This window comes from Phycisphaerales bacterium, from assembly GCA_029268515.1.
In the GTDB taxonomy this organism is placed as follows: domain Bacteria; phylum Planctomycetota; class Phycisphaerae; order Phycisphaerales; family SM1A02; genus JAQWNP01.
On the sequence record JAQWNP010000006.1, the window covers coordinates 105878 to 123566 of the forward strand.

12 protein-coding genes are annotated in these 17689 nt (G+C 49.7%); 4 read left to right on the forward strand and 8 right to left on the reverse strand.

Annotated elements, in window-relative coordinates; translation table 11 throughout:
* The first annotated feature begins 29 nt into the window (after nucleotides 1–29).
* A complete protein-coding gene (locus P8J86_03340) occupies nucleotides 30–1259 on the forward strand; it encodes a Xaa-Pro peptidase family protein (GenBank protein MDG2053721.1) in 1230 nt (409 codons plus the stop codon).
* A 51-nt stretch (nucleotides 1260–1310) separates the two neighbouring features.
* Here P8J86_03340 and P8J86_03345 read toward each other — a convergent pair whose 3' ends face one another.
* Nucleotides 1311–2690, reverse strand: coding sequence for a hypothetical protein (locus P8J86_03345; GenBank protein ID MDG2053722.1), 1380 nt, complete (start codon nucleotides 2688–2690; stop codon nucleotides 1311–1313).
* Nucleotides 2687–2920, reverse strand: a complete 234-nt coding sequence (locus tag P8J86_03350) for a hypothetical protein (GenBank protein MDG2053723.1) — start codon at nucleotides 2918–2920, stop codon at nucleotides 2687–2689. The genes P8J86_03345 and P8J86_03350 overlap by 4 nt, the downstream gene beginning before the upstream one ends.
* A 77-nt stretch (nucleotides 2921–2997) precedes the next feature.
* Here P8J86_03350 and P8J86_03355 point away from each other — a divergent pair, with 77 nt between their 5' ends.
* From P8J86_03355 to P8J86_03365, 3 genes are all read left to right on the forward strand, one after another.
* The gene (locus tag P8J86_03355) at nucleotides 2998–4419 is read left to right on the forward strand and encodes a hypothetical protein (protein MDG2053724.1); all 1422 of its coding nucleotides are present in this window, start codon (nucleotides 2998–3000) and stop codon (nucleotides 4417–4419) included.
* Between the two features lie 35 nt (nucleotides 4420–4454).
* Nucleotides 4455–5792, forward strand: a complete 1338-nt coding sequence (locus P8J86_03360) for a hypothetical protein (GenBank protein MDG2053725.1) — start codon at nucleotides 4455–4457, stop codon at nucleotides 5790–5792.
* A gap of 108 nt (nucleotides 5793–5900) precedes the next feature.
* On the forward strand, nucleotides 5901–8015 hold the full coding sequence (locus tag P8J86_03365) for a hypothetical protein (protein MDG2053726.1): 2115 nt from the start codon (nucleotides 5901–5903) through the stop codon (nucleotides 8013–8015).
* Nucleotides 8016–8073: 58 nt separating this feature from the next.
* Here P8J86_03365 and P8J86_03370 read toward each other — a convergent pair whose 3' ends face one another.
* The 6 genes from P8J86_03370 to P8J86_03395 all read right to left on the reverse strand — a co-directional run bounded on the left by P8J86_03370 (nucleotide 8074) and on the right by P8J86_03395 (nucleotide 17601).
* A complete protein-coding gene (locus tag P8J86_03370) occupies nucleotides 8074–11316 on the reverse strand; it encodes a UvrD-helicase domain-containing protein (protein MDG2053727.1) in 3243 nt (1080 codons plus the stop codon).
* Nucleotides 11313–14234, reverse strand: coding sequence for a PD-(D/E)XK nuclease family protein (locus P8J86_03375; GenBank protein ID MDG2053728.1), 2922 nt, complete (start codon nucleotides 14232–14234; stop codon nucleotides 11313–11315). The genes P8J86_03370 and P8J86_03375 overlap by 4 nt, the downstream gene beginning before the upstream one ends.
* Nucleotides 14235–14284: 50 nt before the next feature.
* Nucleotides 14285–14890, reverse strand: coding sequence for a hypothetical protein (locus P8J86_03380; GenBank protein MDG2053729.1), 606 nt, complete (start codon nucleotides 14888–14890; stop codon nucleotides 14285–14287).
* A 198-nt stretch (nucleotides 14891–15088) separates the two neighbouring features.
* The gene (locus P8J86_03385; protein MDG2053730.1) at nucleotides 15089–15718 is read right to left on the reverse strand and encodes a hypothetical protein; all 630 of its coding nucleotides are present in this window, start codon (nucleotides 15716–15718) and stop codon (nucleotides 15089–15091) included.
* A 133-nt stretch (nucleotides 15719–15851) separates the two neighbouring features.
* Nucleotides 15852–16196 (reverse strand): YbjQ family protein, encoded by a 345-nt coding sequence (locus tag P8J86_03390; protein ID MDG2053731.1) that lies wholly within the window; start codon nucleotides 16194–16196, stop codon nucleotides 15852–15854.
* A 67-nt stretch (nucleotides 16197–16263) separates the two neighbouring features.
* Entirely contained in the window at nucleotides 16264–17601 is a 1338-nt protein-coding gene (locus tag P8J86_03395) for a tryptophan 7-halogenase (protein MDG2053732.1), read from the reverse strand.
* Between the last annotated feature and the right edge of the window lie 88 nt (nucleotides 17602–17689).

Here is a 17689-nt window from a genome sequence, read left to right on the forward strand (position 1 = left end):
CATGGAAGATCTGCACAGGAGCGAATCAAATGACCATCCAAGCTATTACATCTGAGGAAATGACCGCCAGACGAGCTGCTGTGATGACTGCCCTGGACGGGTCAGTCGCAGTCGTTTTTGCCTCAGATCCGTCTGCGGCGCACGCGGGTGGCTTCCGCCCCCACCCACACTTTGAATACCTCACCGGCATCATCGATGAACCCGGCGCCCTACTCATCCTTGATCCGGGCAGTCTAGATCCCCGGCGGCGCGTGATGCTCTTCCTTCAGCCACGGAATCCTGAGGCTGAACACTGGGATGGATACCGCGACCCGATCAATGCGGCCATGCGCACTGCGACGGGTATTGATGCGATCTACCGTTTAGGGAGCTTCCCCACGTTCCTCAACCAGGCTGTCCGCCGATCAAAGTCACTGGCCTGCCTTCACCCCTTTGCACTACATACCCAACCCCCGTCACCTGACCTGGCGCTTTTTAACGAGGTCTGCCAGCGCATTTGTGGAACGCAAATTGTCGATCGAACGGAAGTGCTCGCCAACCTTCGCGCCACGAAGTCTGAATCTGAAATTGCAATTATTCAGCAAGCAGTTGATATCACAGCGACGGGTTACGACGCTGTCATGCGTTCTGTGAAACCTGGCATGAACGAGTCGGATGTTCAGACTTGCATTGAGCATGCCTATTTGGTTAATGGTGGCCAGGGCCCTGCCTACGACTCTATTGTCGGCGCCGGCATTAACTCAACAGTGCTTCATTACATCGCAAACAACCAACCGATTGCTGATGGTGATCTCATCTGTATCGATTCTGGAACAAGACTTGGCTCTTGTAATGGCGGCTATGCGGCAGACATCACGCGCACCATCCCCGCCAATGGAAAATTCACTGATCGACAACGAGAAATCTATGAAATCGTGCTTGAAGCCGAGTTAGCTGCCATCGCAATTGCCCGCGCCGGCGTCACCTTTACTGAACTCAACCAAGCGGCGCGTGGTGTGATCGAGAAAGCCGGCTACGGCAACTACCTCGTTCACGGCATCGGTCATCATCTTGGTCTGGAAGTCCATGACATTACGCCCGAGGGTCCACTCAAGGCTGGCGCCATCATCACCATCGAGCCAGGGATCTATCTCCCTGATGAAAAGATCGGCATTCGAATCGAAGATGACATTCTCATCACCGACAGTGGTTCTAAGAATCTCTCGGAAGCGATTCCTAAATCGATTGATGACATCGAGCGCCTCATGGCTGATCGGTAATTTACGATTCTGTTGCAAATCGATCGACGTCGACTGGGACGTGAAAATGGCTCAGCGATCAACGCGCGGATCCCAGAAGTCGAAACGAATCGTGGCGAGTTTTTCGAAATCCGCCTTTGGCAACGTCACGTAAGCGCGAATCAGAATCGTGTCAGTAGTGAATTGATCTAAATTAAAACGAGGCGTGATCACAATTGGGTTCTTACCCGTGTCCGTGTCAGAAAACTGGTATCCCGCAAAGCTTCCCAGGATCCATGTACTTACAGTACCCCCCGATGGTCGGCCGAATGGCTCGCTAAAAGGGATCGGATCCTTGTTACCCTTAGGGTACCGTTCATCACCCCACAGTGTACGTTTAAATAGCGAGACCTCGTCTTGCGTGAGTACATTGCCTGAAGAAGATTCAAGCACAACCCGTAAATGGGGAAGTGAGTTGCGTTGGAAGTAAGGGTCTGGGTTGTTTGAATTCGACTGCCACTTAACGAAAGGTTCGATGAGATCAGCATTGAGCACGAAGGCATCAAATCCTTCGTGCATACCATACTTGTCGCGTGACCGGCTAAGAAACACCACAAACTGCTGTGGGTTGGGTTGTTCTAACTGGACCTGTAGTGCACCTTGCTTGGCTCCAAGTTGGCTAGAACGCGTTGACCACCTTCGCTCTATCGTGGGGTATGCTGTGAACGCCTGTCTTTTTTCTTCTACGTAAGCTTTGTCGTTGCTCCCTGAGTTAACCTCAGCTGGCAGTGACTTGAGAGCAACCGCACGCAATACCTTCTCCAGATTCGGATAGACCTTCTCGTAGTATGTTTCAAGGTCGTAGTAGATCTGGATGTTGAGTGCGATCAAGACGTTGTCCCCGACCATCTTGATGTCGTCTTTAGGTGGCCTACCATCCTTGATTCGCTTGCCGTTACGATCAACCAGACGGGCGACTAACAACCGAGGCGCGAGGCCTTTAAAGAGTCGGTCAAGTGTCTCCGCCTGCAACTGAACATTGTCTTGATTTGCAGCAAGTTCGGCAGCCAACGATTCACCATCGATGTTCACTGCACTTAAGGCCGCGTCCTGAATCCGGCCGACAATCTGTGCTGGAACGATCGTTACTTCACATTCGACAACGATTTCGTCGCCTTCAAAGCGCTGATCGATCACCTTACTGGTCACACTCTCGGCATTGGAGAATGCTGTGATCGTCTCATTGACGACTTCTTCGTTCTCAATGACGGTATCTGCCTCGATATACTCTCCAACCACTTCACGCAGCGCGTTCATAATCGCATCTTTTCGCGCTTCGCCGATAGACCCGCCGCGACCGGTGGCATTGATTGTGATCGGCTCCACTTCTTGAGCGACGCTCGATGGACTCACACCTGTTATTGATAGAACGATGATCAATGCTGAGAGTAGATATGTTGCGTTGCACTTCATGCCATCTTCTCCTTCAGCTCACACTTTGCCATAGGTTTTCCCTCAAATGCGCCGCCGGGCTTTGGTGGTTTTTCACGTTCGACAAACGGTGGAAGTCCCCATGGAACATAAGTCCCGCCATACACCCCACCAGGTTCTGGCGTTTGATCCTCCGCGCGAATAGCTACTGCCGCGACCGAAAACAGTGTTATGAGCAATGTGACTGAAGCCAACAAGTTGGGATGAAACATTATTTAACCTCCGTCTGATATGATGAAAGCCTCGGTTTGTGAACACGCCTGCGTTTTAGAAACAGAGGTTACTTCAGATGCTACCAGCTGAGAGAACCGTATTGACCGTGCTCGCTGTAATTTTTGCACTGACCGCAACACTGACAGCGCAAACGAAGCCAGAACTTGCGATGACGCTTCTTGAGCAGGCAAATCTCCAAGACGAGATCGCCGGTGCTGGTATCGTTGAGTGGGATGGCAAGATGGCGCTGATTGCCGTAGGCGAAGGTATTCCGGCGAAAGATGCCACAACTGGTCCAGTGAGAGAACGTACCGCGAAGTTAGCTGCATTCACCGTCGCCAAAGGTGAGCTCATTAAGTATCTCAAAGGCATGGACATTACAGCCAGAACCGAGGTCGTTCGCCGCGTCATTACAACTGATACCAATGAAGGCTCATTGGCCGACCTGGAAGTAACCACAACTGAGTCATTTAACAGCCTTGCTGTAGGAGCACTTCGCGCTGCCATTCCGATCTCTTCAACCTACAACACCAATGAAGAAGTTGCGCGAACTGTTATTCTCTCGATACCTGAAGATGCCCGAGGATTTGATCGTTTGGGACCAGGTGTACGTATTGCAAACTCAACTGAGCAAGCGATGGATGAACTTGAGCAAGAAGCCATTTCTGGTTCAATACCTCCTTCCGGTGCAACTGTTCTCGTGATACGGGGGGATACGCCAGATGAGACATGGATACTTGCTTGGGGTTCTGAACCATCTAGTGGGTCAATTCGTGTCGCTGGAACAAAAGCCAGGCTTCGTGCAGGCCGAGCACTACGTGCATTTGCTAGCGGTGAAGAACTTGAGGCGAGAGACTCGTTCTCTTCTGAGTTTGCAAAGCTGATCAAGCAGGGTGCGGATGCAACATCGGAGTTTGAAGCCGGGTCTGAATCACAAATGCTCTATGAGCGCACTCAACGAAGCGCCATCGTAAAGACAAAATCTTCTGGTGTGCAAAGAACGCTTCGACAAGCACGGCGCGTTGGCGATTGGGTGATCGTCTTTACCGGTTTTCAATATCAACTAGCAGCGCCGGGATCAGGTCCCCCTCCTGCAAACTGGGATGGAATTTCCAGATCATTTGAATCTGCCTTTGAAAAAGCAAAGACATGGTCACTTTCGGATCTAGATCCACCAGCAATCGGAACGAGCCATGCATTCGGTACACGAGCTGCTGGACCATGGGGCATTGGAGTTGCTGTTGCGCCAATACCAGAGGAAGAGCGTGTTAAGGCCGAATTAGCTGATTCACTGACCCTGCTCGCACGCGCTGCTGCCATAAGAGGTCTGGCGATTGCTTTGGGTCATGAAAATCGCGAAACTGTTGAAGCTAATATCATTGGTCAATTTAAAACACAGGTCTATGAAGATCATGGACGACTGCGTGTTTTTTGCTTGATATCAAATGATCAAGTTCAGGATATTAAAACTTCGGGTGCGAAGATCAATACAGAATAACGTGCACTCTACAGCACAACTATGAGGATCATGAAATGAAAAAATTACTTACCAGTTTGATAGCGCCAGTGTTCCTGTCAACCAGTATCTGTCTGGCCCAAGATCTTGCTGACTTCGGCATCCCTGCTGCCTCTGACAATCCGGCTCAGGAGCGGACCGTCAAAGATCCTGCCGCGGTAACCACCACTGAAAACAGCGAACTCGACGAAAAGGTCATCAGCGCAGCAACGACTCAAGATGCTGTGAACGCTGCCCAACAAGAGCTGATCGATAGTGGCGATGAGGCCCGGTTCATTAGCACTGGAAGTGGCCTGGGAACTGTTGCTGTTGGATATGGAAGCTACAACTTCGATGTTTCGAATGTCAATCTCAAGCTAATTGAACAACGAGCAGCATATCTTGAAGCAACACTTGAAGCCCGCACGAGTATGGCTGAGTTTTTGAGAGGGCTTTCGTTGGAAGGTAAACAAGAACTCGTCAAACAGTTCGACATGGTTGATGGTGGCGAGGAATCTTTAGCAAATATGTCTTCGATTTCCTCTGAGTCAATCAACGAACGTGTCAACGGTATGCTGCGCGGCGTCGTAATCTACGACGTCCAAGATGATCCGCAGGAAGGTACTGTGTGTGTGACCGTCGTTACGACACCGAAAACACAGGGTGCGATTCAGGCGACTGGAAACAACACCATGATCGCTGAGAATATTGCTGACGGTCTCCAGGCAATATTTACAGAGGTAAAGGCTGGCCTTGTACCGCCAGATGGCGGCCGTGTCGTTACCGTACCCAGCTCAGGCCAGATTGCTTGGGTCGGGTTCGGCAGTGAGATCAACCGAACCAATCGTAACAAGACCTTACAGCGCGAACTCAAGCGAGAAGCTGTCGACACTGCAAAAATGCGTGCGCGCCGTTCGCTGCTCGCAGTTATTAATGGTGAAAACGTCAGCAAGGACTCCCAGCTCAACCAGGAACTTGAGAAACAGATCACCCAGTTCGATCGAATTCCCGGGGTTGAAGGAGAAGCGGGCATCGAACGCAAGGAAGAAGACGCAGTTTCTGCCTTCGCTCAACAGGTTAAAACACGTGCGTTCGGATCGACCACTACGGGTACGCTCCCTCCAGGCGTAAGTGTCAAAAGCTACCAAAGCAAGGATGGCTCATGGAGCTACGCTGTCGCCATCTATACAGCGCAAGCAACCGACGCTGCTAAGAGCCTGGCACAAGTGATGGACGCCAACTCACCATTGGGTTCTGTCAGTCAGACACGTGGTTTCGAAACCAATCCGGATGGTTCTTTCAAGCGAGGTCCTGATGGTAATTTGATACCAAAGTCGATTGGTTCAGGTCGTGTCACCAAGGATGAAGACCTCTAAGCTACAAACTTCAATTCCTGGCATTCCCGTCATGATGATCGAAAGCGAGTGCTATTACCGATGTCCCACGCTCACCATGTAATACAACGACGAACCCGGACGAGCATCATGGCACTGCTCGTGATGTTGATATGGCCAACCATGGCGTTACCGTCGATGGCAGCTTCGTTCGCGCAGGATGACTCCAAGTGGATCGAGGTCGAAGCTGAGGGGCGCGGTGCCACAGCCAAGGAAGCACGCAAGGCGGCCATGCTTGCGGCACTGCGCAAGATTGCTGGCGAGTTCCTCGTGCAGAACACTGTCATGGAAAATGACCAGATCACCGATGACGAGCTGCTGACATTCACCACTCAGAAGGCCTTTGAAAGTGAAGATCTAGAAGGCTTTCCCACCATTGAGGGTGATGGCACCTGGTACGTAAAGATGAAGATCCGAGTCATCGCCCGTGATTTCAAGCAAATGATCGATCGCTTTAGACCAACGACGGTTACCGGCAAACAGACCGTCGAGGCCGAAGGGATCGGCAAATCCGCGGTCGAAGCTGAACGAAATGCCATTGCCAATGGCATTCGCCAGATCATCGGCGAGCATATTGACTCTGAGATCGTGATTAACGACGAGCGTGTGGTGAAGGATCTGATCAAGAGCTACACCACCAGCAAGAACGTCACCAGCGAGCGCATCGGAAACTTTCGGGTTGTAGGAGATGAAGTCGCAGTCACCATGCGGGTGACTGCGGAGCTGGAGCCCTTGTATGCAATGTTCCGCGAGCGCTCAACCAGTGCAACGGTGATTGATGGAGATGTCTTAGCTGCCGAGTTAGACCTGGCTCGTGACAACATCGTGGCACAAAGAAAGATCCTCGAAAATTTGCTTCTTGATCTTCCAACGCGACTGCTCATCGCAAGGCTAGTTGACCGCGATGGCAAACCAATACTCGATGGGCGTCCCACTAAGAAAGATATGAGACCGATCGTGGGATCGGATCAAATAGCAATAGCCGTGAATATTGAGTGCTACTTTGATCTAGAAACCTTCTACACAAAAGTCGCACCTGCATTGAGTCGAGCACTCCATGCGATGTCAGAGTCTCATAAAGAAAATGTTTATCGCGTCTCTAAGGAAGACGATCCAAATCAACCAAGCAGAACCTTGTTTACAGATGAACCGACTGTACCACTGGATTTTTCTGTGATGCCTTGGAAAGCCGAATTTTCGCCAGACTTATTTGAAGTCGTGCTCGCTCGGACGCGCAATGAAGATGGCTCTTTGGTTGTTTTCGACCGCTTTCTATTATCGACCGAGCTGTTGCTTGGGTTCACGAATGTCTGTCAACTGCAAGCACAGAAGGATTGGACTGATTCTGGTAAGTGGAGTCGCCTTGACATAGCGGTTTCTGTTGATTTTCTTGATGCAGATGGATTACTTATTCAATCCCAAACGCAATTTGCTAGCAGCACCTTCTGGCAGCCCTCTCAAAGGACCAATACCTGGGGCATAGACCTTCCAATTGATATTGGTAGCCGCTCTTCGCGCGAGTCATTCAATCTCCTAAGTCGTCTAAGTGGTGGTGATAAATACCGATTGATCATTCTTCCTGGTTTCACTCGCTTTCTAAATCTTGGAATCTTGGATAATCCTTCTTGGTTCTCTGACACCACCGTTTCCAGGTTTGAATTACGAATGAATGAATCGGATCTGGAAAGACTTGATCGTATTGAACTACATGGCCAGCTTGTTGAAATCGGCTACAGGAGACATGGGTCATCGGGGATCAAGAACATTGTGAATCCAGATATAGAGTCAAGGGCGCTTGGCTGGAAAGACGCCCAAGGCAACCCCATCGAGCCGGGGGGCGCCTTTGGGAGATCAAATCGATCAAGTAGAACCCGGGCCAATCGAGGATCTTCATCAAGCGCAAGTGGCCAGGCTCCGACCACCAACCAGGAATCACCGCGGCAAGCAGAGTTGAAACAGTTCGATGGACTGGTCTACAAGCTTGGTAACTATGCCATGAATGGCATCTGCGACAAGGCCCGTTCGACCGCAGATGAACTTCTCTCGATGGATCAAGAGCTTATGAACGAAGATAAGCTGTGGCTCGGCATCACCAAAACTGGCCGCTGCCCCAGGGCGCAAAAGGAACTTCTCGAAAAGCTAATTGAGCTCTACCCAGATCGTCCTCGCACCAACACTGCCAAGAAAATGCTCAAGAAGCTTTAACGCCCAACAACCAAGAGCGACACCCTCTTCATCGAGCGCCTCATGGCTGATCGGTAATTTACGATTCTGTTGCAAATCGATCGACGTCGACTGGGACGTGAAGGTCACGATGCAGCAGCATGAGCGATGTATCAATACAACTCACATCAATACTAAGTAGCTTCGACGCTGCAAAACGATAACCCGCTAGTTGTGGTGCATAGCGGTGCACCAGAAGATCAACTGCCTCTGGATTCTCTTCGTCAATGAAGTCTGTCTTATAGTCAATGACATGCGCAGAAACAATCTGCTCTCCCTCACGCCCAACAATTAAACGATCAATAATACCACTCAATTGGTTTTCGAGCCGAATTGTGCGATGAGCAAAGTTTGTACCCGCTGGCACCTTAACCGCAAACGGTTGCTCATTGCGCACCAGGCTTGTTGCCTTCGACTGTCCAGATGGCATTGCCAACAGCGCCTGCAGCTTGGGTTGACGCAACATCTCAAGAAACTCATTGGCCCACTTGTTCAGTAGCCCCGGCTCGATATGGTGATCATCTAATCGTGCTAACAACTGCGATTGGGTTGGCGCGGTCTCAAACCACTCAATATCACTTAACCATTCATGCATCGCTGTACCACGGTCAAGTGTTGCTGACCGTCGTGGCTGAAGCACCTGATTGCCTTGTACAACGGTGCTGCCCTCAAGTTCTGATGGACTGACGCTGGCCAGTCCACGGCGATATTGGGCTGTTTCTGAAAGGCGTACCCGAGCAGTCTGCACTGGATGTCCGCTCACATCAGGCTCTTTTTGCTCTTGCAAACGACCACCAATATTTTCAGCTGTTGCCTGCCCTGCCATCATGATCTTTTCGACGGGCATAGGGTGCTGATAAACCACTGAATCTGCGGGCGCGTGAACATCACCTGTGAGTGCACAAAGCAGAACATCTGCATTGGTACTTCCGGCTTTCTTCTTGCTGAGCTTGGTTGGCTCTAGCACGATGTGTAATTCATATCTTGATCTTGTCATGGCCACATAGAGCACACATAAGGCATCGCTAATCGCATGCCCATAGGTACTGGCATACATCTCATTGAGTGTCTCATCAATTGGACAAAGTTCTCGAGAAAGACCTATCGACACTCGCGTTGGCGCTGCTAATGGGTCATCATTCTCCGTCATCAGTGATGCTCGGCGAACCAATGCACTATCAAGATCTGGAAGAATCACGATATCAAACTGAAGCCCCTTCGAAGCATGAATAGTCATTGCCTGAACATGAGCGGTACGGGGATTGCTTATTTTTGTTTTCTCAATGTGACGAACCACATCGCTTGGTCGCATACCTGGCTCAAAGATATCATCTGTAAGAAAGCGTATTAACTGACTCATTCGCAACTGATCGTGTCCATCGAGATATGGCACCATTGATTCTGACCACATTCGAACTGACTGCGCATACCCTTCTTCAGCGAGTGTCGATCGTGCTTTTGCAATCCAACCAGAAAGCGCCTGCTCCTCATCTGCTACATCGCCAATCACTTCTTTGTGCAATGGTGAATTCAGTACGTGGAAACGCGCTGTGGTCGAACCTGGCTGATCAATCATGCTCAGCAGCGATGTAACAAGTGTCACGGCCACCGAGTCGGTTAAAGGATTGCCGCCCCGCTCACTTGCTGCAATGGGCTGATCTCCAGTCCATAGATCATCGATAAACGAAGCAATTTCGCCCTTGGAATTACTTCGAAAGAGCACACCAATTGTTGCTGATGGCGCCGCTTTTACTGCTTGGCGTACAAGATCTGCCGCTTTTTCTGCTGTTGTTTGCTCTTGGGCAGATGTCACCAACTGAACCAAACCACGCTGATCGCGAAGTGAAGGCGCACTTGTATGTTGCGAGAAATGCTGCTCTTGCCATTTCTTGGCTGCTGCTATTGCAGCATCAACACTCGCGAGCGCTGGATTACGTGCAATATCTTCGAACACTTGGTTCACAACATCAAGTACGACTGGACAGGATCGATAACTAATGTCCATCGATTCCACCGCGTCAGCAAGTGCGGGCAACTCATCTGGAAGTACCTCTAGTAATTCAGAACGCCCACCGCGAAACGAGTACAAGCTCTGCTTCGGATCACCGACACACATAAAGCTTCGATCCGATCCCTGACTTGATGCTGCGACTTCTCTTGCTAAAGGACGCAGCACCAACCACTGCTGCAGTGATGTATCTTGGAACTCATCAATCAGAAGATGATCAATAGCGCCATCTAGTTTGAAATACATCGCCTCGAGTCGCCCTAAGACGTTCGCCACCCGTAAACGAAAGGTAATGTCGTCAAATCCATAGCAAGGATTCGTTAACCGAAGCGCCGCCAGTTGCAGCGCATATCGCTCGGTGAGTTGACGATACTGATGTGTTGATGATGCCGTTTCTAAAAGAATCGTCTGCCCTGCATGCTCTATGAGCGGTGCATAGAGATCAATAATCTCATCGGTAATCAGATTGTTCTTTGAACTATACGTCGGTTCCCCATTAAACACTTTTGTTGCCACGCCCGCTTTTAGAAAAGCACGCCAATCTTGTGATTTCGCTTTTTCGGCGTCTTTAAGTCGAGCCTTGTCGAACGAAGCGGTGCCATGAAACGGTGTTCTTTCAAGCGCTGCAATAGCATCTTGCAGCTGACTGCTGGTGAGCAACCGAGGTCTTGGAAACCAAGTCCACGCCTCCCGATCTGTTTCACGCACCAATCCATACGCTTCTTTCACAACTTCGACGATTGCCTTCGTTAAATCAGAACGATTAGCTCGCCGGTGAAGTTCAAAGAGCATGGTCTTGATATCACTGAGATGCTCTGCATCCCATAAACTTGCTACAGCTCGCTCTGTCAGTTCTTCTAACTCGACTTCATTTGCAATCGACCAATCGAGTGGCATATCAAGATCAAATGAAAAGGCTTGCGCCAATTGAATAAAAAAGCTATCCAGCGTTGACACACGTATACGACCAAGCCTTGCCAAGAGATCGAGCAATACCTGCTCTAAGTGCTTTTGGGTTATATGGTCTGGTAGATCTGACTTGAGAGATTCAAAAGCCTTCTTATCAAGCACTGCTTCTGCCAAGGTCTGCAACAGCCGATCGCGAATCTCTCCTGCTGCTGCGCGTGTAAATGTCATTGCGCAGATTCGCTCGGGATGCTGGGCTAAATCTCCAGTGCAAAGCAGTCGCACAAAGTGGCGCGTCAAACGATACGTTTTTCCGGTACCTGCCGAAGCCCGAATAATGCGATGCGGAGATGCCATTAATGAGCTCATGCCATGTCTCCAATTGGACTGGCATTAAGAACTGCATCCTGACAAATAGCCGAAAATTCACTTGTGTATGGCGGTGCAGGCTCTGTCGGAGGCCAAAAGATGCCCTGATGAATGTCCTTGGCAATCCGAACCGCAACTAAATCTGCTTCACTGAGTGCTTGCTCATCCCATTGTGCGACTACAAAACCAGATTTGTCTGGATCTGGCGGCAGCATTGCGTATCCCAACTCAAGCGTTTTCCAATTCACATCCAAGCGATGAGCTAAATGGCGGTACAACGGAAGCTGAAGATCAATCCATTGTTTTGCGTTCGCTAAACCACGACGATGAGCCGCCTCCGGCAATGTACTGCCGGTCTTGTAGTCAAAGATGCCAAGCGCACCTGTTGCTTCGTGATAGTCAATGCGATCAATTCGACCGTGGATATGGACCACATCACTACCAACTTCCATTGCTACTGGATGGTCTCGGCCACTGACCCGAAATTCTGCGTGTAGAATTCGCCAGCCCGCTTGAAATCGATCAACTTGTTTCTGCGCAAATGTGTGCAAACGTGATCGTGCTTGCTCTATCTGAACGTAAATTGAAGCTTGGGCATGATCACCAAACATATTTATGGCACGTTCGTCGAGCAGCTTATTAAATGCGTCAATAACGAGTTCGGTGTTGTCAAGATCACGCAGCTTGGTATCTGTTCCATAATCTTGTAGCACACCGTGTACTAATGACCCAAAGGAAGCAGCATTCATTTCCTGATCAGAATCGTCTAATTGCTGAATCCCTTGGACATACTGCAACCAATACCGATAAGGACACGCCATATATTTTCGAAATGCGGTCACACTGATACTTTTTTTAGACTGCGGATTACCTTTTGGTTGAACGCGCTCTATACCCGCTCCCACTGACCCCGCAAACGAAGGATGCAGTGCGACACCCTGGGCTAAATGGTCCTTGCCTGCTCCAGTAAGCCAACCAACCCGCCTGGCTGCAAATTTGGCGTCTGAAGTTTGAAACAGAAACCGACTTGGCGAAAGTGGATCGCCATTGGCTGCTCGCCTGGGCACCACAAAACGAACACTTGCTCCGTCTTTTCGAGATTGCAAGAGCGCCTGTATTGCATGCGCATCTCTTGCAGCTCGGCTGGCATTGTGCTCCAGACCAAGAGCGCCTCGAAGTGTATCGGGCAAAAACGGATGAGCCGCTTCGGACCGTGGCACACTTCCTTCATTAAGACCAACAAGTATCAGAGCGGGCGCCTCATCAAGCGAGAGCTCCAACCAATCAGTCAGTTCAATTGCTTCACTATCAGGAACCTCAGGGACTTTGACTTGCTCAATGGCCAGAATGAGTGTTTCAATATGCTTGAATATTGGCATCACACCTAACGCTTCTTGGACGGCATCAGGTGCTTGAAGCAGCAAATCAATGGCGCTATTAAGTTGGTTGAGCATGGAGAGGTGCATACGATCGTTGGGTTTGGCTTGATCAAATGACCGTTCACCATAAACACGACAAAGAAACGCTCGCACACACGTCATGCCCTGAGCGATTGGCAAAGGAGTGTCTGACGAGATATCAACAAGAACCTCAGTCAAGCGAGCGTTCATCTCTGTCAATCGTGATGCTCTTTCTTGCCCACTTCCACAGGGACCACCCCATTCAGTCTCTTCCCAAAGCCAATCACCCACTTCAGAACCAGGTACACGAAGTGGCAGATGATTGGTGTGATAGGCATCTGCTGCGGCTAAATCGAGCTGATCGATTTCAGCAACTTGAGCGATATCGGGGTGTCGAATGAGTGACGCAAATGCATCAAATTCTCTTGATTCGCAATAAGAGCCAGCTCGCTCCAACACGGTGATAACGGCTGACTGTCTGAGTGGCTTTCCCCCTGCATAACGTACTGGAGCACCAGCCGCGGCCAATGTTTCACGCACTGTTCCTAAGAGTGATCCCTCAGCAACACCAACAGTAATTTCACTACCACTATATGCTCCATCCCAATCACTTATGATACGAAGCAGAGATTGACCAACCTCTGCTACATCATCTGCAACTGTGATTACATCGTCGTTGATCTCAAGATCGCATTGAGACCACCACTGCGCATCAACAGCACCTAAATCGTCAAAGCTACCTTGCGCTGCCTGGCTTTCTGGTGCGCAAATCAGTGAGTAAACCTGGTTGTTCTCTGAGACTATTTCGATCATACGACGCAGCAACATAGGCGGATCAGTCACACCAATTAACACGATGTCATTGTCATCTAGATTCAGTGTTCCAGAACGCAGTGCTTGAAGTCGCAACTGAGCAGGATCTACCAGATCGAGCTGAGACAAAGAGGCGTCGTAGGCCACCATTATTTTACGTATAACATCCCATCGCTTTGCTTCTTGGCCTTCAGCTATCAAACGGCGAGCATCATCTGACCACAATTCATGGTCAACATCCCAGCCGCCGCCCGCAAGTTCATCGCGCAGTTGCAACAGTGTTGCTCCAAGCTGTGTCCAGTTGCGAGAAGCATCCAGTTCTGGCACCTGAAGCATTAAATCACGAAGGCTTTCAGGATCTTCCCGCACCATCGAGGCTGCGGCCTGACCAACCAATATTTCACGATGGAGCTGAGGTAGCGCTGTAGCATGTGCTCCACAAGCAAGATCAGCGAAGCCACCTGGGGTAAGAATGCGGGGCTGAATAAGACCTTGGTCCCGATCATCACAGGCAAGCATCAACGCCTCGCGCAGACGCGTTCCAAATCGACGGCCAGGAACAACCAGCAGTAAATTGCTGAAGTCAACTTGGTCTTTGAAAGCAGCTTCAGCTCGTGATCTCAGTTGATATTGATCGAGCAACCACGAAACAGCTGTGGTCAAAAGCGGTTCATCCCAGCCTAAATAGACCGGTAGGACACCCATATTGCCCTCCTTAACATCCTTGTCGGGCATCGCGAGCGAAGGGAAAGACTTTACCTAAGCCAGAGTGTAGAGATCCAGAGTTGCCGACCATTCATCGGACCATCAAGAACTTCAATGCGTGCGAGATCGCCAATGCGTTCTAGCTCTATTGCTCTGGTGAACTTTGGCAACATTACAACACGGTTTGATTCAAGCATGCCCCGAATTTCATGACGGCTACCATCACGAACCGCACTTTTAAAAGCATTGAAGTCTTCTGTTGAAGTAGTCGTTGGCACAGTGCTTCCCTCTGGAAGACCCACAACAATCCGCACAGGTATCTTGACTTCGATCACCTCAACAAGCTCTACTTCTTGAGCAGGATTTTCATCAATGAGTGTGACCTCTGGCTCTGGTTCACTCTTGACTTCGATCACCTCAACAAGCTCTACTTCTTGAGCAGGGTTTTCATCGATGAGTGTGACCTCTGGCTCAGGCTCACCCTTGACTTCCTCACCCATCACTTCAGTGATCGCCAACTGCACGATTTCATCTAATGAACGTGTTGACGCATTCACATCATTACTTTGTTTCGGTTGCGAATGACACCCCGCCACCAGGCTTACAACGCCTACCAGAAGCAACAATCGTGATATCGTCTGAAATCGCTTCGACATGCTCAACTCCCAAAGAGATCCACTATGCGCAGATCATCCTGCCCTGCATACTCCGTCCGCTCAAGAGCTACCAGGACCATCTGCGACATGATAACACCTGACGCAAGAGGCCCAAGCCCAGCATAGTTTTCGGGCCAAATACAAAGAAGACGGGCCAGAGAGCCCGTCTTCTTTGAAATATCATCATTGAGAAGGTAATTATTTTCCGCCGCCTGGTGCCGGACTACGTAGTGGCCCAGAACCGCTGCCACCAGGACTACGCGTCCAGATCTTGCCATCTGACCAGAAGACCGTGTTGGCAGCATTGTTGATATGACCAGTGATATTCTTTGATGGAATTACTAACGAGTGAGCTCCACCAGCATGGCCCTTGATTGTGTTGCCATTTTTTAGTGTCGCCATGAAGTGATAGCCATTGTCATAAACTTTTACTTCGATTGGCTGCTTGCCGTTGTACCAAGTGCCAGAAATGTGGGTTTTTCCATCTGGGTATCGTGTCCACATACCACCGTCACTCCACTTAAGACGACGTCCGCCATCTTGGATTGTGCCGGTTCTTTTTTGACCCTTGACCTTAATCATCCAGGGACCTTGAAATTCTGCATTGTAATTCTTGCCATTCCCATCCTTAAGAATCACATCATTATTACCTTTGACAATGATGTAGACGGGCTTGTCATTCATGTTGTACCACTCACCTTCCATACCGGTGTAGTGATTAAAAGGTGCTGGCGGACGATGCTCTAATTGAGTTGCTGCAAAGAAGACTGCAGCACCTAACGCAATAACGACACCAACAATAAAAGACTTGACGTGAAAATGGCTCATCTACATTCCTTTCGACATTTCGGGAGCAATGTCCTCCCGGCGGTCAACGCATCCCAGCCCCAGAGGAATAAGTCAGTATCGTAACCTGAACCGATTCCTGTGTCACTGATGACTCATAGCAGCATTTTCAAAGTCAGCCTGCTGGTTGCAAAACAACCGCTGTGCCATAACAAAGCACTTCGGTGGCACTTGATTGCCCCATATCCGATGCGTCATAGCGAACCCCAAGAATAGCATTCGCGCCCATCTGCTGAGCATGTTCAATCATATGCTCAAGCGCATCTTGGCGAGCTTCCTCACATACCTTTGTAAAACCGGAAACGCGACCGCCAGTAATTGACTTCAAGCCTGCGACAACGCCTTGAGCAATGTTAGGTGTGCGCACTGTGATACCCCTGACAAGGCCCTTGTACTCAACAATATCATGACCTTCAACATTAAATGTCGTAACAATAATCATCTCTCTTGTTGCTTCCATTCTTGGATCCTTTTTGAGCTGCTAATGCTCGCTTCGTAAAAGTAACAGCATGCTCTTTTAATATTTCTTATGAATCTATGACCAACGCGCTATACTCGATGAGTGGTTTTGTTTTATTCATTTGCAGTAACTGTGGACTCGCCTCAAGAAGCGAACATCTTTCTTGTCGAGGCACAAGAGGCACATGACGATTCAGGTGTACACACAAACGAAAAAGTGCATAACGCCAACGAACATTAAGACTTGGCCGTGGCGATACATATCCAGCAAGAAGTTCAATCAGCGCTCGATGCATTGCCAATGGCCCATGGCCCGCCACAAGCAGTTCTCTAAATGAGTGACTATAGAAGTCCTTGATTAATCGAAACAGCAAGGAAGTGACCTGGTCGTGATGCCGTACAAATTGGCGTCGAACACGGGCTGCACTTTGACCTTGACTCATCGCCGTGACTGCCGCCGCCGCCGCAAGGCCGCCATCCATTCCTAACATGACACCGGTTGAAAACACTGGGTCTACAAATGCCGCAGCATCGCCAATCAGGAAGTAACCAGGCCCAGCCACTGGTTTACACTGGTAAGAAAAATCAGCCACTACTTCATTGTGATCTGGGCCACTCGCACCGATCATTCGCTCCGTCATCAATGGACAACGCTCCAGGGCCCAATTCAGCCTTTGATTTGGTGGCACTGGTAGAGAACGAGCCACCTTGTCACTAAAGACAACACCCACACTGGTACGGTCCTGATCAATCGGAATAATCCAAAACCAACCCTCATCACACATGATTACTGAGGGATCACCAATGCGATCACCACTCAATCGCTGCACACCTTCAAAATGACTGAAGTATGAAACAGATCGAAAGTCCGGATGTATCTTGCGAATGCCCAAGTGCCGACCTAAGACTGTTGCCTGACCACTGGCATCAATTAGAAATTGACCTTCAACCTGCTCACCATTGCCATTAGTCACGATGACATGCTGATCTTCAAGACGCGTGATTTCTTTAACATGAAAATCATTGCGGACATGCACGCCCTCTTTTTTTGCAGCTTCTAAGAGTAGGCCATCCAGTGAACCACGCTCCGTGTTAAACGCACGTGGTACATCTTTGCGGAGTGAGTTTGCAAACGCGACGTCTAATTGCTCACCCAATTGATTACCAAACCCAATCTCGACGCCCCGCTTGGGCACATGCACGACCTCACTCATTAGATCAGTGAGACCAAGCTTCATAAGCATCTCAACAACTTTGGGCACCAGCGACTCCCCAATACGAAAACGGGGAAATTCACTGCGATCAAGCACGGTCACATGATGACCAGCCTGAGCCATGGCAATCGCTGCTGTTGCGCCAGCAGGGCCACCACCAATAATAATTGCGTCGTATTTTTCTTGACCCATCAGCGATGCCCTACCAGCAAGTCTTCGTGCGTTACTGGTCTCTCAAAACAAGAACGATCCATTAGTAGATCATGATAGGCATTTTTGA